At 45.3% G+C, this 21,961-nt stretch carries 23 protein-coding genes; 13 read left to right on the plus strand and 10 right to left on the minus strand.

Annotated features, from left to right (window positions below):
* The first annotated feature begins 422 nt into the window (after window positions 1–422).
* Window positions 423–1,538, plus strand: a complete 1,116-nt coding sequence (locus JI667_RS16605) for a sensor histidine kinase (protein WP_414635247.1) — start codon at window positions 423–425, stop codon at window positions 1,536–1,538.
* A gap of 30 nt (window positions 1,539–1,568) precedes the next feature.
* Window positions 1,569–2,246: a response regulator gene (locus tag JI667_RS16610; protein ID WP_206857193.1), complete on the plus strand. Its 678-nt coding sequence runs from the start codon at window positions 1,569–1,571 to the stop codon at window positions 2,244–2,246.
* Between the two features lie 374 nt (window positions 2,247–2,620).
* Here JI667_RS16610 and treR read toward each other — a convergent pair whose 3' ends face one another.
* Entirely contained in the window at window positions 2,621–3,343 is a 723-nt protein-coding gene (treR, locus tag JI667_RS16615; RefSeq protein ID WP_206857196.1) for a trehalose operon repressor, read from the minus strand.
* 118 nt (window positions 3,344–3,461) lie between these two features.
* Between treR and JI667_RS16620 the strand changes: the two genes are divergently transcribed.
* Complete coding sequence (locus tag JI667_RS16620) at window positions 3,462–4,070, plus strand: hypothetical protein (protein ID WP_206857197.1); 609 nt, start codon at window positions 3,462–3,464, stop codon at window positions 4,068–4,070.
* Window positions 4,071–4,105: 35 nt separating this feature from the next.
* Here JI667_RS16620 and JI667_RS16625 read toward each other — a convergent pair whose 3' ends face one another.
* The 3 genes from JI667_RS16625 to treP all read right to left on the minus strand — a co-directional run bounded on the left by JI667_RS16625 (window position 4,106) and on the right by treP (window position 7,924).
* Window positions 4,106–4,267, minus strand: a complete 162-nt coding sequence (locus tag JI667_RS16625; RefSeq protein ID WP_206857198.1) for an aspartyl-phosphate phosphatase Spo0E family protein — start codon at window positions 4,265–4,267, stop codon at window positions 4,106–4,108.
* Window positions 4,268–4,488: 221 nt separating this feature from the next.
* Window positions 4,489–6,174, minus strand: coding sequence for an alpha,alpha-phosphotrehalase (gene treC, locus JI667_RS16630; protein WP_206857200.1), 1,686 nt, complete (start codon window positions 6,172–6,174; stop codon window positions 4,489–4,491).
* Window positions 6,175–6,508: 334 nt separating this feature from the next.
* Window positions 6,509–7,924, minus strand: coding sequence for a PTS system trehalose-specific EIIBC component (treP, locus tag JI667_RS16635; RefSeq protein WP_206857204.1), 1,416 nt, complete (start codon window positions 7,922–7,924; stop codon window positions 6,509–6,511).
* A 495-nt stretch (window positions 7,925–8,419) separates the two neighbouring features.
* Between treP and JI667_RS16640 the strand changes: the two genes are divergently transcribed.
* The gene (locus JI667_RS16640; protein WP_206857208.1) at window positions 8,420–9,337 is read left to right on the plus strand and encodes a C40 family peptidase; all 918 of its coding nucleotides are present in this window, start codon (window positions 8,420–8,422) and stop codon (window positions 9,335–9,337) included.
* Here JI667_RS16640 and JI667_RS16645 read toward each other — a convergent pair.
* A complete protein-coding gene (locus tag JI667_RS16645; protein ID WP_206857210.1) occupies window positions 9,334–9,582 on the minus strand; it encodes a hypothetical protein in 249 nt (82 codons plus the stop codon). The two genes, JI667_RS16640 and JI667_RS16645, sit on opposite strands and share 4 nt — an antisense overlap.
* 124 nt (window positions 9,583–9,706) lie before the next feature.
* On the opposite strand from JI667_RS16645, the gene JI667_RS16650 reads away from it, so the two are divergent.
* Window positions 9,707–10,669 carry a nuclease-related domain-containing protein gene (locus JI667_RS16650; protein ID WP_206857212.1) on the plus strand — a complete coding sequence of 321 codons (963 nt, stop codon included), beginning with the start codon at window positions 9,707–9,709 and terminating at the stop codon, window positions 10,667–10,669.
* 39 nt (window positions 10,670–10,708) lie between these two features.
* Here JI667_RS16650 and JI667_RS16655 read toward each other — a convergent pair whose 3' ends face one another.
* Window positions 10,709–11,875 carry a 3-phenylpropionate MFS transporter gene (locus JI667_RS16655; protein ID WP_206857223.1) on the minus strand — a complete coding sequence of 389 codons (1,167 nt, stop codon included), beginning with the start codon at window positions 11,873–11,875 and terminating at the stop codon, window positions 10,709–10,711.
* Window positions 11,876–12,081: 206 nt separating this feature from the next.
* Here JI667_RS16655 and JI667_RS16660 point away from each other — a divergent pair, with 206 nt between their 5' ends.
* The gene (locus tag JI667_RS16660) at window positions 12,082–12,636 is read left to right on the plus strand and encodes a DUF6241 domain-containing protein (RefSeq protein WP_206857224.1); all 555 of its coding nucleotides are present in this window, start codon (window positions 12,082–12,084) and stop codon (window positions 12,634–12,636) included.
* A gap of 363 nt (window positions 12,637–12,999) precedes the next feature.
* Here the strand turns inward: JI667_RS16660 and JI667_RS16665 are convergent, their stop codons facing one another.
* Entirely contained in the window at window positions 13,000–13,935 is a 936-nt protein-coding gene (locus JI667_RS16665) for a LytR family transcriptional regulator (RefSeq protein WP_206857226.1), read from the minus strand.
* Between the two features lie 98 nt (window positions 13,936–14,033).
* Window positions 14,034–14,201, minus strand: coding sequence for a hypothetical protein (locus tag JI667_RS16670; protein ID WP_206857229.1), 168 nt, complete (start codon window positions 14,199–14,201; stop codon window positions 14,034–14,036).
* Here JI667_RS16670 and JI667_RS22980 point away from each other — a divergent pair.
* The gene (locus tag JI667_RS22980; protein ID WP_280515504.1) at window positions 14,200–14,334 is read left to right on the plus strand and encodes a hypothetical protein; all 135 of its coding nucleotides are present in this window, start codon (window positions 14,200–14,202) and stop codon (window positions 14,332–14,334) included. The two genes, JI667_RS16670 and JI667_RS22980, sit on opposite strands and share 2 nt — an antisense overlap.
* On the opposite strand, the gene JI667_RS16675 is transcribed toward JI667_RS22980, so the two are convergent.
* Window positions 14,331–14,570, minus strand: a complete 240-nt coding sequence (locus JI667_RS16675) for a hypothetical protein (RefSeq protein ID WP_206857231.1) — start codon at window positions 14,568–14,570, stop codon at window positions 14,331–14,333. The two genes, JI667_RS22980 and JI667_RS16675, sit on opposite strands and share 4 nt — an antisense overlap.
* Complete coding sequence (locus JI667_RS16680) at window positions 14,567–15,346, minus strand: SGNH/GDSL hydrolase family protein (RefSeq protein ID WP_206857233.1); 780 nt, start codon at window positions 15,344–15,346, stop codon at window positions 14,567–14,569. Before JI667_RS16680 ends, JI667_RS16675 begins: the two co-directional genes overlap by 4 nt.
* A 202-nt stretch (window positions 15,347–15,548) precedes the next feature.
* On the opposite strand from JI667_RS16680, the gene JI667_RS16685 reads away from it, so the two are divergent.
* From JI667_RS16685 to JI667_RS16710, 6 genes are all read left to right on the plus strand, one after another.
* A complete protein-coding gene (locus JI667_RS16685; protein ID WP_206857235.1) occupies window positions 15,549–16,286 on the plus strand; it encodes a YveK family protein in 738 nt (245 codons plus the stop codon).
* A 25-nt stretch (window positions 16,287–16,311) separates the two neighbouring features.
* Window positions 16,312–16,983, plus strand: a complete 672-nt coding sequence (locus tag JI667_RS16690) for a CpsD/CapB family tyrosine-protein kinase (RefSeq protein ID WP_280515507.1) — start codon at window positions 16,312–16,314, stop codon at window positions 16,981–16,983.
* Between the two features lie 113 nt (window positions 16,984–17,096).
* On the plus strand, window positions 17,097–17,864 hold the full coding sequence (locus JI667_RS16695) for a tyrosine-protein phosphatase (RefSeq protein ID WP_206857237.1): 768 nt from the start codon (window positions 17,097–17,099) through the stop codon (window positions 17,862–17,864).
* Window positions 17,865–18,270: 406 nt separating this feature from the next.
* Entirely contained in the window at window positions 18,271–20,091 is a 1,821-nt protein-coding gene (locus JI667_RS16700; RefSeq protein WP_206857238.1) for a polysaccharide biosynthesis protein, read from the plus strand.
* 12 nt (window positions 20,092–20,103) lie between these two features.
* A complete protein-coding gene (galU, locus tag JI667_RS16705) occupies window positions 20,104–20,979 on the plus strand; it encodes a UTP--glucose-1-phosphate uridylyltransferase GalU (protein WP_206857239.1) in 876 nt (291 codons plus the stop codon).
* Window positions 20,980–21,068: 89 nt separating this feature from the next.
* Window positions 21,069–21,443, plus strand: coding sequence for a type II secretion system protein (locus tag JI667_RS16710; RefSeq protein ID WP_206857240.1), 375 nt, complete (start codon window positions 21,069–21,071; stop codon window positions 21,441–21,443).
* The last annotated feature ends 518 nt before the right edge of the window (window positions 21,444–21,961 follow it).

Here is a 21,961-nt window from a genome sequence, read left to right on the forward strand (position 1 = left end):
GCTTTCATGAAATAAAGGTAATACAATGTAATCAAACTTTAATCTCCGACAATATGTGACATGGTATAATGGACGCTGATAGTAATACTTCAGTTGTTCCGAAGTTCTCCGGATGGAGCCGAATGGTCTAGATTATTCCCAATCATTCTCTTGGATTCCGGGACCCAATGATCCCTTGGTCGAAGTATTACGTAGGAATATGCCTAGATGAATAAAGGAATTCAGTGACTTTTCATTGAAATGATAATAGGATTATCTAGTATAGATAAACAGTGGGTCTATCGGCATGATGTAATGTCTGGTGGACAGAACATACTGAACCGATTATTGTAGCCAGGATCGTTTTCATGAAGCTAGGCGGACGACTATTGTGGAACAAAAAAGGGGTGTACCGTTTGCCACTAAGAAAAATAGACACCAAGATGTTGGATGGCATCCTGCAAAAGATGGTCGATACGGTTGACGAAAGTAAGGATGAAATCTTTCAGATTGGCGAGCAATGCAGAACCGATTATGAAGATTTGATGAGAGAACTACTGGAAGTGAAAGAAATGGTCCTGAAGGTGATTGATGAGGGAGATGCTCTCCAGCAGAAATCGAAGCTTGCCCGGCTCAGGTTATCTGAAGTCAGCAAGCATTTTCAAACCTACTCAGAGGACCAGGTAAGAGAAGCGTATGAGAAAGCCCATGACCTGCAGATGAAGCTCTCTATGAACAGGCAGGAAGAGAAGCAGCTCAGAAATCGCAGGGATGAACTGGAAAGACGCCTGCATTCACTGGGAGACACGATTGAACGGGCAGAGAACCTCTGTTCCCAAATATCGGTCGTTCTCAATTATTTAAACAGTGATTTAAGACAGGTCAATGCCGCGTTAGAGGACGCGAAGCAGCGTCAGGATTTCGGTCTCAGGATCATCGAGGCCCAGGAGGATGAGCGAAAACGCCTGTCCCGTGAAATTCATGACGGCCCTGCACAAATGATGGCAAACGTGATGATTCGCTCGGACTTGATCGAGCGGGTGTTCCGTGAAAAGAGCACCGATGACGCTATCAGGGAAATACGCGACCTCAAACGGATGGTCCGCTCAGCCCTGTATGAGGTCCGCCGCATCATATATGATTTGAGACCGATGGCGCTAGACGACCTGGGGTTGATACCGACCCTCAAAAAATACTTGAGTACAATCGAAGAGTATAACGAGGAGACCTCCATTCAGTTTGTAAATATGGGTCTCGATATCAGACTTCCTTCCAAATTCGAAGTCGCTCTGTTCCGATTAGTACAAGAGAGTGTCCAAAATGCCCTTAAGCACGCAGAGGCCACTCAAATCCTGGTAAAAGTAGAAGTAAAGAAAGACCAAATAACAGTTGTCATCAAAGACAACGGCAAAGGATTCGATCAAGATACACAGAAAAGAGGATCCTTTGGCATCATGGGGATGAAAGAGCGTGTTGACCTCCTTGAAGGAGACATCACGATTGACTCAAAAGTAGGGGCTGGAACGGTCATCCTGATCCAGGTACCGCTTAATAAGTAAATTTTTCCAAGGTTTAGGGAGGCGAAAGACATGGCAACAAATATTGTTATCATTGACGATCATCAGCTTTTCAGGGAAGGGGTTAAACGAATCCTCGAATTCGAACCTTCTTTTAATGTAGTAGCAGAAGGTGATGACGGTTCAGAAGCGATGAACCTGGTTGAAACACATGAACCCGACGTAGTCCTCATGGATATCAACATGCCTGAGATAAACGGTGTGGAAGCGACTCGTGAATTAATGGACAAATACCCGGAAACGAAAGTCATCATTTTGTCCATTCACGACGACGAAAACTATGTGAACCATGCGCTAAAAACAGGGGCCCTCGGTTATCTTTTGAAAGAGATGGACTCAGACGCTCTTGTCAACGCTGTCAAAATCGTCGCTGAAGGCGGTTCATACGTCCATCCTAAAGTGACGCACAACCTGGTTGCAGAATACAAGCGCCTGGCCAACGCACAAAACACAGGTGGATTCCAACAATCCGAAGTTCGCCGCCCGCTTCACCTGCTGACGCGCCGCGAGTGTGAAGTACTGCAAATGCTTGCTGACGGGAAGAGCAACCGAGGTATCGGTGAAGGATTATACATCAGTGAAAAGACGGTTAAAAATCATGTAAGTAATATCCTTCAAAAAATGAACGTGAACGACCGTACCCAGGCAGTGGTCACTGCCATTAAGAACGGCTGGGTGGAAGTACGATAAGTACCAGTTGATAGATAGAGTATTGTGAATTTGTGGTTGAGAGAACGGCCCTTCCTGGTGGAGGGCTGTTTTTTTGTTTGATTTTTAGCAGTTTTCAGTCTTAGATTGTCTATTTTGGATGGATTGAGGCCCTTGATGGGGGCTCTCCTTCGTTTGAATGGGTTGGTGGTAGACCATAATATCCGCAGGTGAAGATAATCAAGCGGGTTTAGAGGGGAATCGTGCGGGACATGAGATTACCTTGCGGGATTTTGATTTTTCATGCGGGATATGGGATTATCATGCGAGATTCACGATAATCATGCCGCCATGTCGAATTTTCTTTATGAAATACATGAAAAAATCCACTCCCCAATCAGGAAGTGGACCCAATCCTAATGCTTTCTCCGTGCAAAATCAACAAACCGGAACATATCCAAACGGTGCCGGGATTCGGTATACTCAAACAACGTCGCATCCTTCAAATGGACATAGTTCTTCACGACCACCACATGATCATAGCCCTTCAGATCAAGATATTCCCGGTCCTCATCCGTGCATTCTTCCACAACGATCTCTTTTTTGGCAAAGTCGATGGGCAGTTGAAGTTCTCCTTCGAGATACTCATAGATGGAATTCTCACAGGTTTCTTTCGTCAGGAGAGGAACCTGTTCTTTTAAAAAATAAGATTTATCAAGAATGATCCGCTCACCACCGATTTTACGTGAGCGGATGACTTTCCATACTTCAGCGTTACGAGAGGACTCAAGCTGGTTAGCGACGCCCTCATCAGCCAGCACCAATCCGAAGTCGTGCACGAACGTTTCGATATGATCCCGCCCCATGGACGTTTGCAGTTCCTTAAAGCTCACAAGGCCTGAGATGGGGAAGCTCATACGGGACACATCGAGTACCAGTGAGCCTTTCCCGCGGAGCTTCTGGATGAAGCCTTTTTGAGCCAATAATGTAAGCGCTTTACGAATAGTCTCACGTGAAGTGGAATACATGACCGACAGCTCGTTCTCGGATGGCAGGATGGAATTCGCTGTATAGGTGCCATTTTGGATTTTTTCAGAGAGATCTTCAAAGATTTGTTTGTATTTATTACTCTTCGTCATAATATCACCTGCTATTATTTTACCATAATTAATTGGAAGAGATGAGATTCATCTTGAGTGTTGTGAATATTTTCAATAGAATGGAGATAGCGCAAATTTTAGAAAAGGGTGAAGAGCATTGTCGAAACAGCATTGGAAGAAAATCATGTTGGGAATTGGCATAAGCACATTATTATTGGGTGCTTGTGGGGCAGACGAAGAAAAGAAGGTAGAGAAAGATACGGCTAAGACAGAAGAAGTGAGCCCGCAAGAAGATCCTGCGACAGATGAAGCGGCATCCCTGAATCAGATGACCCAGGTCGTAGAGGACGCCAGCGCACTGGAGGAAGCAGAAGGGATTCCGGAAGAAGACAAGACGGCGATTAACGCAGCTTTTAATCAATATATCACGGCTTTTAACGAAGAAGATTTCGATTCATACATGAGTGTCATCTCGAAGACACCCGTGAATTTCAAGTACGAAGATGAAGAGCGCTATGTGAAACAGATCTTTGATTCTGTCGATTCGAAGCGTTCAGTGGATAATGTGAAGATCATCAACTATGCAGCCGGTAAGAAAGCGGATGTGTACGCTGAGATCAAAGCAACGACGAAGGACCCGAACGGTGATAAGGAAGTGACCCGGTCTGGTAAGCAGGTCACGGTCTTCCATAAGAAAGAGGATGGATGGAAAGTTGCGGCGATCTTCTTCCTGGCAAGTGAAGGGGAAGAAGGAGCAACGGAATAAGAAGAAAAGGCTGCGTTGGTTGAGCAGCCTTTTCTTTATTTCAATCGTTGATAGCAGTTGAATAGTTCATCCAGTTCCTGACTGAGTTTCACGGTTTCGGGATGTGAGAAGCCATGGTAGATGGCAAAGTATTTAAGTTCCAAGCGCTTTGTTTCGATTTCTTGTAATAAGGTTTGGACTTTAGGCGTGGCATTCATGGCAGGAACTCCTTTTAGCTTTATTATCCCATAATAGAGAATAAATGTTAACTATGTAAATGAACTAGTTTACTAATTTGTGTTTTTCTTGAAAAACTTTGTACGCACTACTGTTCATGGAATTCTTTCAAAAAAGATTTGCAGCACACAATACCCATATATTTACTAATGTGATCCTAAAAAAATAACGTTCAGGGCTAAACCCCAAACGTTATTTTACCTTAATTCGTCAATCGGAACACAATAGACTCATATGGACGTAGCGTCACGTTCTCGTACACGTTTGCCGTATCTTCATAATTAGAGATCAGGATCTCGCTTGTCCAGCCATTCACGTCCACTTCAGCAGGCAACGTGAATTTCGTTTCCCTCTCATAGAAGTTATTCACCACAAGAAGTTTCTCGCCGTCGCCATTTCGTACATAAGCAAAAATATCAGGGTGATCTTCCAAGATCAGCTGATAGTCACCGTCTACGATGATATCATATTCCTTGCGCAGGCGGTTCAGCTTCTGATAGTGATAGAAGACAGAGTTTTCGTCTTTTAGTGCTTGTTCTGCATTGATTTCCTTGTAGTTTTTCGCTACAGGGATCCAAGGTGTGCCGCTGGTGAATCCGGCATTCTTTTCGGAGTTCCACTGCACAGGTGTCCGTGAGTTGTCACGGGATTTATGGCGCAGGATCTCAAGGATTTCTTCCTCTGATTTCCCTTGCTCTTTTAAAATATTGAAGATGTTGATGGACTCGACGTCACGGTATTCATCGATGGTCGTGAATTTCGGGTTGGTCATTCCGAATTCTTCCCCCTGGTAAATATAAGGGGTACCCTGCATCAGGTGAATCGTCGTGGCGATCATCTTCGCCGATTCGTTGCGATACTCTCCGTCATTACCGTAGCGGGACACGATCCGCGGCTGATCATGGTTGCACCAGAAGAGGGCATTCCAACCGCCGCCTTTGTGCATTTCACGCTGCCAGGTAGAAAGGATGTCTTTCAGGGTCAGGAAGTCGAAGTCGGCGACTGACCATTTTTCCCCGTTCGGATAGTCTACTTTCAGATGGTGGAAATTGAACGTCATGCTGAGCTCATTGCGTGACGGGTTCGAATACTTGATACAATGATCGATCGTCGTGGAAGACATTTCCCCGACGGTCATGATGTCATATTGTGAGAACACTTCTTTGTTCATTTCATGGATATATTCATGGACTTTGGGACCGTCTGTGTAAAACTTTCGTCCGTCTCCCGGTGCGACGGAACCGTCGTCGTCAGGGAAGTCCTGATCTTTGGAGATGAGATTGATGACGTCGAGACGGAAACCGTCGACGCCTTTTTTGAGCCAGAAGTGCATCATGTCATAAAGCTTCTTTCTTACTTTATCGTTCTCCCAGTTAAGGTCTGCCTGGGTTACGTCAAAGAGGTGGAGGTAGTATTGCCCCGTTTCTTCATCATATTGCCAAGCGTTACCTCCGAACTTCGACTGCCAGTTCGTCGGCTCAGAGCCATCAGGCTTACCATCCTTCCAGATATAAAAGTCGCGGTATTCATTATCCTTCGACTTCCGTGACTCGATGAACCACTGATTCTCCGTTGATGTATGATTGATCACGATGTCCATAATGATCTTAATGCCGCGGGCGTGTGCCTGTTCCAACAGCTCATCAAAATCCTCCATCGTCCCGTACTCCTCGTGAATGTTAAAGTAATCACTAATATCATACCCATTGTCATTCTGGGGAGACTTATATATAGGCGTGATCCACACCACATCAATCCCAAGCTCCTTCAAATAATCCAGCTTCTCCGTAATCCCCTTAATATCCCCAACGCCATTCCCCGACGTATCATAAAAACTCTTCGGATAAATCTGATACACAACCGCCTTCTTCCACCAAGGCTGCTTCATAAACACGCACCATCCTTTACTTTTATTGAGGGACGGACCTCGCTTTATCTGGTAATCCGCCGTTTCACTTATGAATAAACATTGATCTTATGCGATTTGTTCTCAGGAGGTCTGCCTTTTAAGAGGGACGGACCTTCCACTTTTCTTCTGAAACCCTTATCTCATAGGGAAGGACGCTCCAAAATAAGCAGAATTGAAGGTCCGTCCCTCATAATAGAAAAAGGGGACAAACATCCCCGTCACTGTCCTTTACAGGTATGTGCTAAGAATTCATTTGTCCCCCTTAGTTTAACTTGTATATACAAGTTGGTGCAACTCTTTTTCTCTCTATTGTTTAGGCTACTTCGTTTTTGCTGAATTTAGACCAGATCATGGTCAGGACGAATGGTACGACGATGGCGATCACCATACCGATGGCAAATGGGAGCCAGTATTCCGATTTGATGGACAGGATACCAGGCAGTCCACCTACCCCGATGGAGAATGCTTTGGTGCCGGTCATCGCCAGCAGAACACCGCCCATGGCAGAACCGATCAGTGCTGAGATGAACGGATATTTATATCGCAGGTTCACCCCGAACATGGCAGGTTCGGTAATTCCAAGATAAGCGGAGAGGGCAGAGGTTCCTGCCAGACCGCGCAGTTTTTCATTTTCTTTCTTCGCTACAAACATCATGGCAAGTGCCGCAGAACCTTGTGCGATATTGGACAGTGCCAGGATCGGCCACAGGAATGTGCCTCCTGCGTTTGCCACTAGCTGTAAATCCACTGCAAGGAACGTATGGTGCATACCTGTGATAACCATGACGGCATATAGTCCGCCATATAGGAGACCGCCGAGCCATGAGAAGTGATCGAATACCCAGATGACGCCGTCAGTGAGCATGTTTCCGATGAAGAATGTCACAGGCCCGATCAGGATGAATGCCGCGAAACCGGTGATCAACAATGCCACAGGTGCAACAACGAGCAGTTTGATCGAGTCGTGAACCCGTTTATCCAGGAACGTTTCAATTTTTGCTAATAATAAGGATGCAAATAAGATCGGTAGTACTTGTCCCTGGTACCCGATTTTGTCGACTTCAAGACCAAATAGGTTCCAAGTCGGAATCTTTTCAGCAGATCCATAGGACCATGCGTTCAGAAGATCTGGATGCACAAGCATCAAACCGAGCACGATACCAAGCAGCGGACTTCCGCCGAACCGCTTGACTGCAGACCAACCGATGAGCCCCGGCAGGAACACGAAGGCGGTATTCGCAATCAGGTTAATGATGTTCGTCAGGTCTGCCCACTGTGGATAGACATCAATGACCGACTTTTTGTTAAAGAAGATATCCGGACCCGTCAGGATATTGTTCAGACCCATCAGCAACCCGGCCGTTACGATGGCCGGCAGGATCGGAATGAAGATATCCGCCAGTACCTTGATGGCACGCTGGAGGGGATTCAGGTTCTGAGTCGCGGCATTTTTCACATCCTGCTTCGATGCCTGCTCGATCCCCGTTTCCTCTGCCAGGATCTGATACGCTTTATTCACAAGACCTTGTCCAATGACAACCTGGAACTGACCGTTTGAGGAGAAGGACCCCTTCACCAGATCAATTGCCTCTAATCGCTCTTTATCAACCTTTTTCTCGTCGTTTAGCACCAGCCGGAGACGAGTCACACAGTGCGTGGCCGTATGGATATTATCCTTGCCGCCAATCGCTTCAATGATTTCGAGAACGTCTTCACGTTTCACGCTCATGAAATTCCCTCCCTTGGAATGGTGAAAGCTGCCGGGCACCCGGATTGTACCCGCTTTCATTTCTATTAATGGAATTCCCCTAAATAGTATGTGGAAAACGCTTCGTTTCATGCTTTTGTCAAAACGCTTTCATTTACCCGGGGATGTTGTATATACAAGATATACTCTTATTGTATTCATGTATATACAAGTTGTCAACAGAAAAGTGTAGCCGTTTTCATTTTGCTGATAAGGAACTTTTTGAAGTGGGACCATTAACATCCAAACCGGAGGAGTTTAGGGCATGAATAGGGGTCCATACACCAACCAGTTAATGACATACCCACCTTATATTTTAAATTGGTAATAAGTCCATAAAGTACCAAGTACTATTATACTGGGGTTTCTTCCTGATTTTTCATCATATAAGAATATTAGCCTATTAAAATATCTGACTCTTTCATAGATAATGGACAAGCACTAAAATTCGACACTATTTAAGAAGGAGAAATTTTTTTGAAGAAATCAATTATTGCCTTTACTGCTGCTGCACTAGTCTCGACAATGGCTGCCAATTCAACGGAAGCGGCTTCTTACCGCGTACAATCAGGTGACTCCCTTTCCGTGATTGCTTATAAATATGATACAACCGTTTCAAACCTGAAAAACTGGAATAACTTGAGCTCCGACATGATCTATGTCAATCAAGTGCTTGAAGTATCAGCGCCGAGCAGTTCATCCACGAAAACCTATACCGTTCGATCAGGTGATTACCTGTCAAAAATCGGAGCGAAATTCGATGTATATGTTTCTGAACTGAAATCTTGGAATAATTTAAAGAGTGACATGATCTATCCTGGTCAAACGTTGATCGTCTCTTCAGGCGGAACGACCACCCCGCCGCCAACAACGGGATCGAGTACATATACGGTCCAATCCGGTGATACCCTTTCACATATCGCCTATCGCTATGATGTAAGCGTGTCCGACATCATGTCTTGGAACAACCTGAGCTCAAGCACCATCTATGTCGGTCAAAAGCTATCCGTTAAAGGAACGTCCGACGGATATGAGGCACCTTCTTCAAACGTCGTCGATATTGCGAAGAAATACGTAGGAACCCCGTACGCATGGGGAGGCACATCACCATCCGGGTTCGACTGCAGCGGATTTATCTACTACGTCTTCAACCAGGCGGGACAATCGATTGCACGCACGAATACAGAAGGTTACTACAGCAAATCATCCTTTGTCTCCAGCCCGAAACCAGGCGACCTCGTATTCTTCGAGAATACGTATAAAGCAGGCATCAGTCACATGGGTATCTATGTTGGAAACGGCGATTTCATCCACGCGTCCGACAGTGGGGTAGTCATTTCGAAGTTGAGCAATTCGTATTGGAACCCTAAGTTTGTCGGGTATAAGAGATTTTAAGTTTTGATTGGAGCGTCCTGCCTTTGAGGTGGGACGTTTTTAAATTCTATGACGCATAGAAAATTCGACACGTCGGCACGATTATCGTGAATCCCGCATGATAATTTCAGATCCGGGCATGAAAAATCGTAAATCCGCACGATAATTTCATATTTCGCTTGATTCCCCTCAAAACCCGCATGATTATCCCCGCGACGGAGATTCCGCGCTAATCCCATCCCCGAAAAACGGCGTGATACCCCCATCCAGGCCCCCTATCTACTAACCAAAACCGACAATCCAATAAATTCTTCCTTCAAAAAGCAGGATTTCCTCAATAAATGTAGAATAATTCACAGATCAATTCCTAAAGGAGTGAAATAACCCTCAATGATTGCCAAAAGTCGAACCGTTCCTGTCAAACTGAGTCAAACAGAAGCTTTGCTTGGCAGACTAAAGCCTCCCAGTCACCCGAAAAGACCGCTTATAGAGAAGGATCTGAAAAAACGGAAAGCAGGATATCACGGCGAGAAGTCAGTGGATTATCATATGAGCTTTCTCACTGACAAGAAGTATATGATCCTCAATGATCTCAGGCTCCCCCTTGCTCCTGACTATTTCCAGATCGACAGCCTTCTCATCACGTCCTGCTACTCCCTTCCGATCGAAATCAAAAATATAGCCGGAACCCTCACCATCGACCCGGAATTCAATCAGCTTATTCAAAGCTACAATGGTGTCGAAACGGGCTATCCTGACCCGGTCGTCCAGGCCAACCGTCAAAAACTATTTCTCCAAAAGTGGTTCTTCAATCAAAAACTCCCTTGTCCGCCGATCGAATTCCTCGTTGCTTTCAGTAATCCTGCCACCATCCTGAAGATGGCTCCCGGCCACAGGCGTCTGCCTCCATACGACAAAATGATCCACGCCCAAAATATCGTAAGCGAAATCAGTAAATTGAACACCCAATACACACGTGAAGTCATCGACCTCAAAAAGGTGAAGAGGCTCCTTTTGCATCAGCAAAAATCATCTTACTCGCCGATCCTTCCCATATATCAACTGACGGAAGTGGATCTCATTAAAGGAGTCCAATGTGAAAGGTGCTCCCATATCATGATCAGAAAGCATGGAACTTGGCTCTGTCAGGGCTGCAGTCACACTTCTAGGAACGCTCATCTGATGGCCATCGAAGATTACTTCCTCCTTATCAAACCCTCCATCACCAACAAAGAACTAAGGAATTTCCTGCAATTCTCTTCCCGAAAAACAGCGGCAGAGATCCTGAAATCACTCAACCTAAAGAAGACCGGTTCCACCAAAGGCACCGTCTACATCAAACACTTCCCATAAAAAAACCGCCCGGGACAACACCCCCGAACGGCAACCAGCTTATTTATAACTAAACACACCACTTGCTTCACGATCATACTTCCAATACATCCACCCGCCAAGCACGACACACGGAGCGACCACAACCGCCATTCCCAAAAACGCCGTACCCGGTGACATATCATACAGAAACCCACCGACAAAAGTCAGAACCGCCGTACTCAATCCCATACCAAGGGATGTATACACTCCCTGGGCAGCAGGAATATCCTTACTCTCCAATTCTTCATAAATTAACCTCATAAATGCATAATGGGTCAATCCGAAGGTTAGTGAGTGGAAAAGTTGGGTAAAGATGAAGACAGGGGTGCTGGGGAATAGGAACAACAATGTCCAACGCGTCACAGCAGCCCCTGCTGCTATCACGAACATGACAGAGATGCTTTTCCCTTTTAACAACCGGTCTGAAAAAGCAAAGAACACAATTTCAGACAACACGGCAATATTTAGGATTACACCGATATAAACGGCGCTCACGTCTAGTTCTTTCAAATAAAGCACGCCATAATTATAATAAGAAGCATGTGCTCCCTGAATCAGGACCACAATCACCATCGCCCATGCGAACTTACGGGATTTCAACAATCCTCGATAAGAAAGCTTCTCCTGTCCCCGGGTCCCACTCATGGACTGTGGAAGCTTCAGAAGGGAAGAAAGCAGGATCACGACAATGCCGCCGAACAGCAGATAAATCACAGCCCCTTCTGTATAAATCGAAGTTAAAAATCCGACCGCAAGCAGTGCCGTCGTATACCCGATCGATCCCCATGAACGGCTCCGGCCGTAATCAATCCCGTCTTCCTTCATCATCATAGCCGCCATGCTTTCCACCATTGGAAGCAGCATCGGATACACCAGGCTGAATAACACCATACAAGCAATGACCATCCCAAAAGAATCCATAGGCAGGAACATCAGCAGTGCTCCACCAGAAATGAGCACAAGCCATCTGGATAACCTGCCCAGCGAAACCGTCTGGCTCAACTTCGGAAAAACGAAAAAGCTCGAAAACGAACGGGCAATCATACCTACCGCAATGACCGTACTCGCAGCTGAAATGGAGAAGTCCTTACTTTCCACAAGCCACGCTGTCCAGTAGGGAATGAAGATTCCCCAAGTGAAAAATATCGCAAAGAACTGAAGTGACAACCACGACTGATTCTTCAAATGTATCAAATCTCCCTTATGTAGAGTTTGAAATTCTTTGATAAACAATGAGTCATTATACGGAATTCAGTCCGGATATGCAACCGACTTAGTGACTATTGTTTCGTATTTGGAAAATGGAGGGTATAATTTAAACAATTAGGAGGACTATCGATAGAAGGTCTAGAAGACTAGTACATACACAAAATGAACAAAGGGGTAAACGTATGAGTAAGAAGATAGCCGGAATCATCATAGGCGGAGTGCTGTTGTTAACGGCACTGGGTGTATATATAGCGGTTGGGAGTCTGGATATGAGCCGCTCTGATACGAACGGAACCTCAGAGGAGTCGGCTTCCGGGAGCGGGGAGCAGAAGGCAGTCGCCAGTGTAAATGGTGATGGAGATCAAAAGCCTGAAGCAAAGAAAGGCAACCCCTTCGGTGAAAGAGTGAAGACGCCTCTCAGTGAAGGTCTCATCCAGCAGTACCTCCATGCTATGAGCCATCAGAAGGTCCAGGCAAAGGAAAAATGGTCTTATTTTAAAATTACCGATGAACGAATTGATTTTTTATTAAGTCAGCTGGAAATCAATCAATATGAGAATGAAGCCACCTACAAAGAAATCCTGACAAGCTGGAAGGAAGGGGATTTCTCCGATGCCGTGAGTGATCATAATAAGATCTGGCGAATGCAGGATGGAACGGTTGGAAAGGCCTCCGGTTTATTATCCCCCGAGGCAGAGGAAGCGTATATGAGTAAACAGAAGACAGAGAAGAGGTAAGGGAAGGACTCGGGAGCGCTGGATGGGTCTTTGTGTGGTCCATTAATAGGGGATGAAATCCTTCGAAGTAAGGCGGTTTTTTTGAAAAGGGAACGTTTAACGATATGCACGAGATTATCCCTCAAAGGATGTTTGCTTTAGTCGGGAATTTGGTGCCCATTGGTCTTTTTATGTATGCCCTATTCTTAGAATTCATGGATGGGTTTTTTCATGCCCCAGCTTAAAAGAGGCTTCGTTAAGAAGAAATCAGTGCCCAAAGGATGCCCGAGAGCATAATAATAAAAAGATCCGAACGAATACGATGTTCTTAAAGAATGTCGTATTCGTTCGGATTTTTAGTTGGCTAACCTTTTTTCAGTACACTTATAATTCCAGATGATCCTGCAGCGTGCTACGAATATCGCTAAGTTCCTCGTCCGGAATCACATAATAATAAATGCCATCGATCTTCGTACCGGAACCGGTCTTGATCTGAATCTGTTCGATGTCTTTTGATGCAGACTTGTAATGCTTCTGGATATCGACCATTTCTTCAAAATTCAGGTTCGTTTTGACGTTATTGCCCAATGCGTCGAAGATATTATCGAAATTCCAAAGACTTGAGACGCTGGCTCCTTCACGGATGACGCCCTGGATGACTTCGCGCTGTCTCAGCTGACGGCCGAAATCACCGCGGGGATCTTCATATCTCATGCGGGAGAAGGCCAGTGCTTCTTTTCCGCTCAATGTCAGTTCACCTTCATTAAAGGAATAGCCCCCGTAGTTGAAGTTCAAGTCATTGTTCACCGTTACCCCGCCGACTGCGTTCACGATATCCTCGAAGCCTTCCATGTTGATCTGTACATAGTAGTCGATCGGGATATCAAGGAGTCCCTCGACGGTATCCATGGACATTTCGACCCCGCCGAATGCATATGCGTGATTGATCTTGTCCCTTGTTCCGTGCCCGACGATGTCGGTCAGGGTGTCACGTGGGATGGAGATCATCTTCACGGATTTTTTATTGGGGTTCACGGTCAGGACGATCATGGAATCCGAACGTCCTTTATCGTTTTCCCGCTCATCGACACCGAGTAACAGGACGGAGAAGGGTTCTTTGTCCTTGAACGTCACTTCTTTCGTCCGCTTTGAGGACATGTCCCGGTCGATCGGGGTATGCATCGTCTCCACTGCACTGTTTAATGAATGGTAGATGCTGTAGGCGTATGCTCCGCCTCCTAGCAGCATCAGTAGAAAGACGATCCCGACGACTTTTGTCCAAATGCGTTTCTTGCCTCGTTTAAGTTTATCTGCTCTCATATTCTCGTTCCCTCACCTTTTATGCAACCTAATCATTACCATATCAGATTAAGAGAAAAAAGAATAGTAGATTTTGATACGATGCCCCTCTTTTTTTACTAATCCAAATCATGGTCGAGGAAGGAAGTTTTTTTCTCTTCCTTCATATGTAGTCGCTCTTTAAGGTCACTTATTTCCCTGATGGTGACCTGGGTATTGAACCAGGCAGCGAAAGAGAAGATGACGGCGAGAATAAGGGCGATGGTGATGATGAGGGTATAAGACATGATCAACACCTCGATTCTTTCAAATATGAAAAAAGGAAGGCTGCCGATTACGGACCTTCCTTACTCTATGGGCTTTATTATCTTCGTATGGATGTCCACGGTATACCGGGCCCTCACGTCTGCGTCACCTTAATGCTCATCGTAGACCCGGGTGTAATAGGTGTTCCCGGCTTCTTTGTAGAAGCCGACGGTACAGGTCTTCTTGTCTGCCTCACTCAGTTCGTGATAGACCAATGTTTCCGCATCATCTTTGGATAATAGGTCCCTTTTTGCCGCGATCTCATCATCCACGGTGTTCCCTGAACAGCCGGAAAGGCTTCCGACGATAAGGCCATAACCTATCATCACTCTATTAAACCGTTTCATCATTCGTCTGCAATGAAATAGTCGAGAAGATAACTTGCCCACACTTCATGGCCCTTTTCATCGGGCGTCTCCTGTGATTCCGTCACATACTTCTCAAGCGTTTCATCCTCTTCCGGCCATGCCGTCCAGTGATCGAGGTAGGGAATGTCTTGCTCTTTGGCGAAAGCCTTGAGTTCTTCGATCTGTTCCGGATAATAGGTTGCCCCGGTAATCGGGTGTGGAGGCTGTAGGATGAGGACAGCTTCTTCCTTCTGCTCCTTTAATCTTCTATTAAGGATCCGGATGCTTTCAAGATTGTCTTTCGAACCCACCAGCTTCGAATTGTCGCTCAATGAGAATGGCTCCAGGAGAACGAGATCCGGATCGGCTTCCAGCACTTCGTCGGCCGGCTCTCCGTTCACGAACTTGATGGACGTACTATCATATTCATAGATGGTGACTTCTAGACTTTCGCCAAACGTATTCTCGAGCTCTTCCTTTACCTGTCTGCTCCAGCCGTTTTCCCCTTCTCCAAGTGCCGGGGATCCGACGATGGCCAATTTGTAAGGAGTCCCCGTTTGCAGGTCATTCATAAACGAGTCTTTGGCTTCCTCGGGCCAGTTGGCCAGGAGAGACTTGTAATCCGGAGTTTCTTCCTCTACCGGATCGGCACCGGTCTCTGCTACTTTTTCAGGGTGAGGCGGGGGGGAGGAAGTGGTTCTCTCCTGCCAGTAGGCATTCCCGTAATACAGGACGACGGCACAACCAATCGCCAACAAAATAAGTGAAAAGGCTTTCATACTTTGGCCCTCCTTCAAGAACGAAAAATGAACAAGAAATCATTTCCAATTATTCAATTTCTCTTTTCTTTTAGCAATATTTGTAGTTTAATAGATAAGTATGGAAATATTACATTTTTATTAAAATTATGACAACAAAATTCTGAAAATACAACTAGAATTTCTGTATTTTACATATTTTTTCTATTTTTAGGAGGAAGTTATGGAAGAAACAATCAGTTTGCGCGAGTTGATGGAAACGTTACGGAAGCGCATGAGCTTAATTATCTTAATCACACTGACAGCCATTCTGGTGAGCGGAGCGGTCAGCTTTTTTCTTTTGACGCCGGTTTATCAGTCGACGACGCAATTATTAGTCAATCAGGCTAAATCAGATCAGCCTGCTTATAATCCAGGTGAGATTCAAACCAATCTACAATTAATCAATACGTACAACGTCATCATCAAAAGTCCGGCCATACTTGAAAAGGTATCCAGTGACTTAGACAACGGCCTGAATGCTTCTCAGCTGAATTCCAAGATCACGGTTGGCAGTGAAGCGGAGTCCCAAGTCATTAATTTATCCGTAACGGATACCGATCCTCAAACGGCAGCCAACATCGCTAATAAAACCGCGGATGTCTTTCAGAGCGAAATCACGAAAATTATGAATGTGGATAATGTAACGATCCTCGCCAAAGCCGAGGTTGGGGAGAAACAAACACCAATCAAACCAAAGCCATTACTGAACGTTGCCATTGCCACGGTAATCGGATTGATGCTCGGTGTCGGTCTTGCGTTCCTGTTGGAGTTCCTGGATAACACGATCAAAACGGAGCAGGAAGTGGAAAAGCTGCTTGGATTACCTGTATTGGGGTCCATCGCCGTCATCGGGGAAGTTAAAGAAGATACAGCGGGAACGAAGCGCAAATCACGTGGAAGAGGTGAGAAGGTTGGGTAAGGATAAGAAGCTAAAGAAGCTCATGATGAACACAAAGCGTAAGCTGGTCACACAAGTGTCTCCGAAGTCACCGATTTCAGAGCAGTATAAAACAATCCGGACCAATATCAATTTCTCCTCCGTCGACCGGGATATGCGTTCGATTATGGTTACGTCGTCGGGTCCCGGGGAAGGGAAATCGACGACGGCTGCCAATTTGGCTGTCGTATTCGCCCAGCAGGGAAAGACGGTCCTGCTGGTAGACGGGGATATGCGGAAACCGACCGCTCACTATACGTTTAATGTAACGAATACATTCGGGCTCACCACGGTCCTGACGCGGCAGAAGGAATTAAGGGAAGTCGTCCATCAAACGGATGTGGATCATTTAGATCTATTAACATGCGGTCCGGTACCACCGAATCCTGCTGAACTTCTCAGCTCCCGATCAATGGAAGAGTTCCTTATGGATGTGTATGCAGACTATGACATGGTCATCTTCGATACGCCCCCGGTCCTGGCCGTAACCGATGCCCAAGTATTAGCGAATCAGTGCCACGGGACGATCCTTGTCGTAAGCTCGGGCACCACTGAAATCGAAAGCGCCCAGAAAGGGAAGGAGCTCCTGCAATCCGCCAAAGGGAAGCTTCTCGGAGTCATCCTGAACAACCGGGAACTGAAGGATACGAGCTATTATTACTATTATGGAAAAAAATAACAATTAAAAAATGACATTCGACAAATTTCACCCGTTTACAAAAATACCTATTATAGTAAAATAATAGATGTTGATTTAAGTCGAAAGTACTAATGGATGTGGGGGGTATATCGATGATTGATATACATAGTCATATCGTACCTGGTGTGGACGACGGGGCACGCACCATGCAGGATAGTGTGGATATGGCCAAGCTTGCCGTATCGGAAGGGATTGATCGGATCATCGCCACTCCCCATCATATGAATGGGCAATATGAAAATGAGCGGGTGGACATTCTCCACAAGGTGGACGAGTTGAACCACCATTTGAAACAAGAAAAGATCGACCTCAACGTTCTCCCGGGTCAGGAGTGCCGGATTTATGGAGAATTGCTTGAAGACTATGATAACGGGAAGCTGCTCCCATTAAACCGGGTTTCCTCATATCTATTCGTGGAGTTCCCGTCGGGTTCGGTGCCACGCTATGCCGATCGACTATTCTACGAGATGCAGAATGAAGGCCTGGTCCCCGTCATCGTGCATCCGGAACGAAACGCCGAACTGATCCAACGTCCCGACCGCCTATACAACTTCGTCAAGAACGGCGCTGCCACTCAACTCACGGCATCCAGCCTGACAGGGTATTTCGGCAAGAATATCCAGAGATTTTCACACCAGCTGATCGAAGCCAACCTGACACACTTCATCGCCTCAGACGCGCACAATATACATAACCGCTCTTTTAAGATGGAAGAAGCCATGGATTCATTAGAGAAAAAGTACGGAATAGACACGATCTATTACTTTACAGAAAATGCAGAGCTTGTAATCGAAGGCAAGAATATCTACAAAGAGATCCCGGAGAAGGTGAAAAAGAAGAAATTCCTGGGAATCTTTTAACACTAAAAATAGAATTCAAGAGTCCCGAGGTACTATTGTCGTTGGTAAAAATGAATCACCATGTTGCACAAGGCCAACAGTAGAATTTTGGGAATGTCTCCTTACCATTACCAATGGAGGCACTCGGTCACGCCGTGGGGGAAGTGGAATCTTCGCCTTAGACGCTAGTCGTCAGTGGTGGGATGTGAGGAAGGGTTAGATGCCCGTTAGTGACTTAATAGAGAAAGGGACTCCCCCTCAACGGGTGAAAGCCCTTTCTTTTATAGTTGAATTGTGCGTTATTAAGAATTTTATTGTTTTACAGGGAGAAAAGCTTTGTCTGATAGATCCCTAAGGAAAGGGTATACACCTATATTTTTCCCTTAGGTATTTATTTTGTCGAATAGAGATAAAAGGAGAGGTCCATTTGAGTTATACGAAACGTGTTTCCATGCTGATGTTACTGGATTCGATTATTGTGTTAACGGCTATTTATATTGGTTATTATATTCTTCATCCAACATTCAGCTGGTACACCCTGCCGTCACTCATGTTCAGTTCAGCTATCCTTCTGGTGACGCATCATCTGTTTGCGTTCATTTACCGATTGTACCAGAAAGCATGGGAGTATGCGAGTGTAGGTGAGATGCTTGCGATCATACGGGCGGTCACCCTATCCATTGTCGCAACAGGTGCGATTCAGCTGCTTGTCAATGGTGATATCTATGTCAGGGTACTGGGTGTTACGTGGATGATGCATATCATCCTCATCGGAGGCTCACGCTTCTCCTGGAGAATGTATCGGGATTACTACATAAATACAAAGCAGGAAAAGAAACGTGCCCTCATCATTGGTGCCGGGGCGGCAGGTTCCATGCTGGTCCGCCAGTTTATGAAAAACCATGATGCAGACCTCCTGCCTGTAGGATTTGTCGATGACGATCCGAAGAAACAGAGGCTTCAAATCTATGGCGTCACCGTAGTAGGAAGAACAAAAGATATACCGAAGCTTGTGGAGAAGCTGAACGTGGAGACGATCATCATCGCCATCCCATCCATGGGTAAAACAGAAGTCCAGAGAGTCTATCAGGAGTGCAGTAAGACGAATGCCAAGACGCAGATCATGCCCATGCTTGAGGACATTGTATCCGGAAAGGTATCCGTCAATCAATTCCGTGACGTACAGGTAGAAGATCTGCTCGGTCGAGACCCGGTGGAACTGGATACGAAATCGATATCGGAAAAAGTGACGGGAAAAACGATCCTCGTAACAGGGGCAGGGGGATCAATCGGATCCGAAATCTGCCGTCAGGTGAGTAAGTTCAAGCCGAAGAAGCTTCTATTATTGGGGCACGGAGAAAACTCCATATACGGAATTGATATGTATCTTCGAAATAAATACAAAACAGAATTTGAGATTGTTCCGATCATTGCAGACGTACAGGACCGTTCCCGGATCTTCGAAGTGATGGAGACGCATAATCCGGACGTTGTCTATCACGCCGCGGCGCATAAGCATGTGCCACTGATGGAATACAATCCGAAAGAAGCGGTGAAGAACAACGTCATCGGAACCAAGAACGTAGCGGAAGCCGCTGATACATATGGCGTCAGAACCTTTGTCCTTGTGTCGACGGATAAAGCCGTGAACCCGACGAACGTCATGGGATCGACGAAGCGAATTGCTGAAATGGTCATTCAGAACCTGGACAAGCAAAGCCAGACGAATTTTGTGGCCGTCCGTTTTGGTAACGTACTCGGCAGCCGTGGTAGTGTCATTCCATTATTCAAACAGCAGATCCAGGCAGGCGGCCCGGTGACGGTCACTCATCCTGATATGACGCGATACTTCATGACGATTCCAGAAGCGTCACGACTTGTTATGCAGGCGGGTGCCTTGGCACGAGGTGGAGAGATCTTCGTCCTTGATATGGGTGAGCCGGTGAAGATTGTGGATCTTGCGAAGAATTTGATTACCTTATCGGGTTATACAATAGAAGAAATCGGGATAAAGTTTGCGGGGATTCGTCCTGGGGAGAAGATGTATGAGGAACTGCTTGGAGAGAATGAAGTTCATAATGAAGCGATCTTCCCTAAAATCTTTATTGGGAAAACGGTGGAATTTGAATATGAGCGGGTTTTGAATTTGATTGAGAATCATGGGGAGTTTGAGCCACAGTATCTGGCTGATTATGTGTTGGAGCTAGCAAATAAGAAAGAGAGAGTATTGGTACAGAATGCAAACTAAGGGGTGGAAGAGATGCAAAAAGTGAGAAAAGCGATTATTCCGGCAGCGGGACTTGGGACACGATTCCTGCCGGCTACTAAAGCTCAGCCGAAGGAGATGCTACCGATCGTGGACAAGCCGACGATACAATATATTATTGAAGAAGCTGTAGCGTCCGGGATTGAAGATATTATCATTGTGACGGGTCGTGGGAAGAGAGCGATTGAGGATCATTTTGATAAGTCGTATGAGCTAGAAGAAACGCTTGCGAAAAAAGGTAAGTTTGAGCAGCTGGAAGAAGTGCAGGGGATTTCGAAGCTGGCGAATATCCATTACATAAGACAGAAAGAGCCTCTTGGACTTGGGCATGCGATTTCGTGTGCGAGCCGGTTTATTGGGGATGAGCCGTTTGCGGTGTTATTGGGTGATGATATTGTTCATTCGCCGGAGAAGCCTTGTTTGAAGCAGTTGATTGATGTTTATGAGCGGTATAATTCTTCGGTGATTGGGGTGCAGGAGGTTCCCCAGCAGGAAGTTTCGAAGTATGGTGTGATTTCGATTAATCAGAATGGGATTGAGGATGGGGTTTATCATATTAATGACCTTGTAGAGAAGCCTAAGGTGGAGGAGGCTCCTTCGAATTATGCGATTATGGGAAGATATGTGCTTCGTCCGGAGATTTTTGATATTTTGGAGAATCAGGCGCCTGGTGCTGGTGGGGAGATTCAGTTGACGGATGGGATTAAGAAGTTGAATGAGTTGCAGATGGTGGTTGGGTATGAGTTTGATGGTGTGCGGCATGATGTTGGGGATAAGTTTGGGTTTATAAGGGCTACTTTGGAGTTTGCGCTTGAGAGAGATGATTTGAAGCCTCAGGTGTTGGAGTATTTGGAGAGGTTTGAGGGGTAGGAGTTTTTTGCCCCTTCGTGGCAATAGGTAGAGTTACTTCTTTGTTAAGACAGCATTGGTGATTAGATCAATGTTGGGAGTGAAGAGTAATGGAGAACTTTAGGCTTATTAGAGAGCAGAGAGGTTTTACTCTTGTGGAGTTATTAGCTGTGATTGTGATACTGGGGATCGTTTTTTCAATTGCTGTGATTTCTTTGGTGGGTACTAAGGAGAAAGCGGAGATGGATGTTTGTGCTGCTAATCGGTTGGAGTTGGAGAAGCAGTATATGGGTCATTTGGCTTTGGAGGATGTTGAGCATAGTGATGTTGTGTTTCATCCATTCTTAATGGAGTTTGGTTCTGAGTTGTGTCCGGTTGGTGGAATGATTACTTATACAGATGGGCATGTTGAGTGTAGTGTTCATGGTGAGGAAGTTGATGAGGAAGAGGATTCTGGGGATGATGGTGGGGTTCCTTATTTCTGAGAGGCCTTGCTTTTTTTTGAGTGGGGAAAGGGAACTGACTATCGTGGTTAGATTGAAGGCTAGAAACCTTACGGGATAAGGGTTTGAGGCATTTTTAGTGAGAATTATAGATTGATTGAATGGTATATATAATAGGAAGAAACTCGGTTTTGAGTGATAAAACCAAGAATATCTATTTCGTATTTGTTAGGTAGATTGAATAGATATTACGAGGTGAGTATTGGAATTTGATAAGAAAACACAATATGTAGTATTAAAATATAATAAAATGCGACTAAATATACTATATGTTGATATTTTTATCTATTTCTCATATTGAATATTATCTACGAGGTGAGAATTAGAAATTGATAACAAAACACAATATGTAGAGTAAAATATGATTTTTAACACAAAAACATACTATATGTTGATATTTTTATCTATATCTCATATTGAATATTATCTACGAGGTGTGTATCAGTAGTAGATAACAATTTTAGTGGTTTAGTAGTTAGTTGGAATATAAAGGATTCCAA

The organism is Bacillus sp. NTK074B (assembly GCF_017303375.1).
Taxonomy (GTDB): domain Bacteria; phylum Bacillota; class Bacilli; order Bacillales; family Bacillaceae_B; genus Rossellomorea.

Coding starts and splice junctions, on each gene's coding strand:
- JI667_RS16605 (WP_414635247.1), top strand. CDS start 423: ATGTTGGATGGCATCCTGCAAAAGATGGTCGATACGGTTGACGAAAGT.
- JI667_RS16610 (WP_206857193.1), top strand. CDS start 1,569: ATGGCAACAAATATTGTTATCATTGACGATCATCAGCTTTTCAGGGAA.
- treR (WP_206857196.1), bottom strand. CDS start 3,343: ATGACGAAGAGTAATAAATACAAACAAATCTTTGAAGATCTCTCTGAA.
- JI667_RS16625 (WP_206857198.1), bottom strand. CDS start 4,267: ATGAATGCCACGCCTAAAGTCCAAACCTTATTACAAGAAATCGAAACA.
- treC (WP_206857200.1), bottom strand. CDS start 6,174: ATGAAGCAGCCTTGGTGGAAGAAGGCGGTTGTGTATCAGATTTATCCG.
- treP (WP_206857204.1), bottom strand. CDS start 7,924: ATGAGCGTGAAACGTGAAGACGTTCTCGAAATCATTGAAGCGATTGGC.
- JI667_RS16645 (WP_206857210.1), bottom strand. CDS start 9,582: ATGGGGGTATCACGCCGTTTTTCGGGGATGGGATTAGCGCGGAATCTC.
- JI667_RS16650 (WP_206857212.1), top strand. CDS start 9,707: ATGATTGCCAAAAGTCGAACCGTTCCTGTCAAACTGAGTCAAACAGAA.
- JI667_RS16660 (WP_206857224.1), top strand. CDS start 12,082: ATGAGTAAGAAGATAGCCGGAATCATCATAGGCGGAGTGCTGTTGTTA.
- JI667_RS16665 (WP_206857226.1), bottom strand. CDS start 13,935: ATGAGAGCAGATAAACTTAAACGAGGCAAGAAACGCATTTGGACAAAA.
- JI667_RS22980 (WP_280515504.1), top strand. CDS start 14,200: ATGATCAACACCTCGATTCTTTCAAATATGAAAAAAGGAAGGCTGCCG.
- JI667_RS16670 (WP_206857229.1), bottom strand. CDS start 14,201: ATGTCTTATACCCTCATCATCACCATCGCCCTTATTCTCGCCGTCATC.
- JI667_RS16675 (WP_206857231.1), bottom strand. CDS start 14,570: ATGATGAAACGGTTTAATAGAGTGATGATAGGTTATGGCCTTATCGTC.
- JI667_RS16680 (WP_206857233.1), bottom strand. CDS start 15,346: ATGAAAGCCTTTTCACTTATTTTGTTGGCGATTGGTTGTGCCGTCGTC.
- JI667_RS16685 (WP_206857235.1), top strand. CDS start 15,549: ATGGAAGAAACAATCAGTTTGCGCGAGTTGATGGAAACGTTACGGAAG.
- JI667_RS16690 (WP_280515507.1), top strand. CDS start 16,312: ATGAACACAAAGCGTAAGCTGGTCACACAAGTGTCTCCGAAGTCACCG.
- JI667_RS16695 (WP_206857237.1), top strand. CDS start 17,097: ATGATTGATATACATAGTCATATCGTACCTGGTGTGGACGACGGGGCA.
- galU (WP_206857239.1), top strand. CDS start 20,104: ATGCAAAAAGTGAGAAAAGCGATTATTCCGGCAGCGGGACTTGGGACA.
- JI667_RS16710 (WP_206857240.1), top strand. CDS start 21,069: ATGGAGAACTTTAGGCTTATTAGAGAGCAGAGAGGTTTTACTCTTGTG.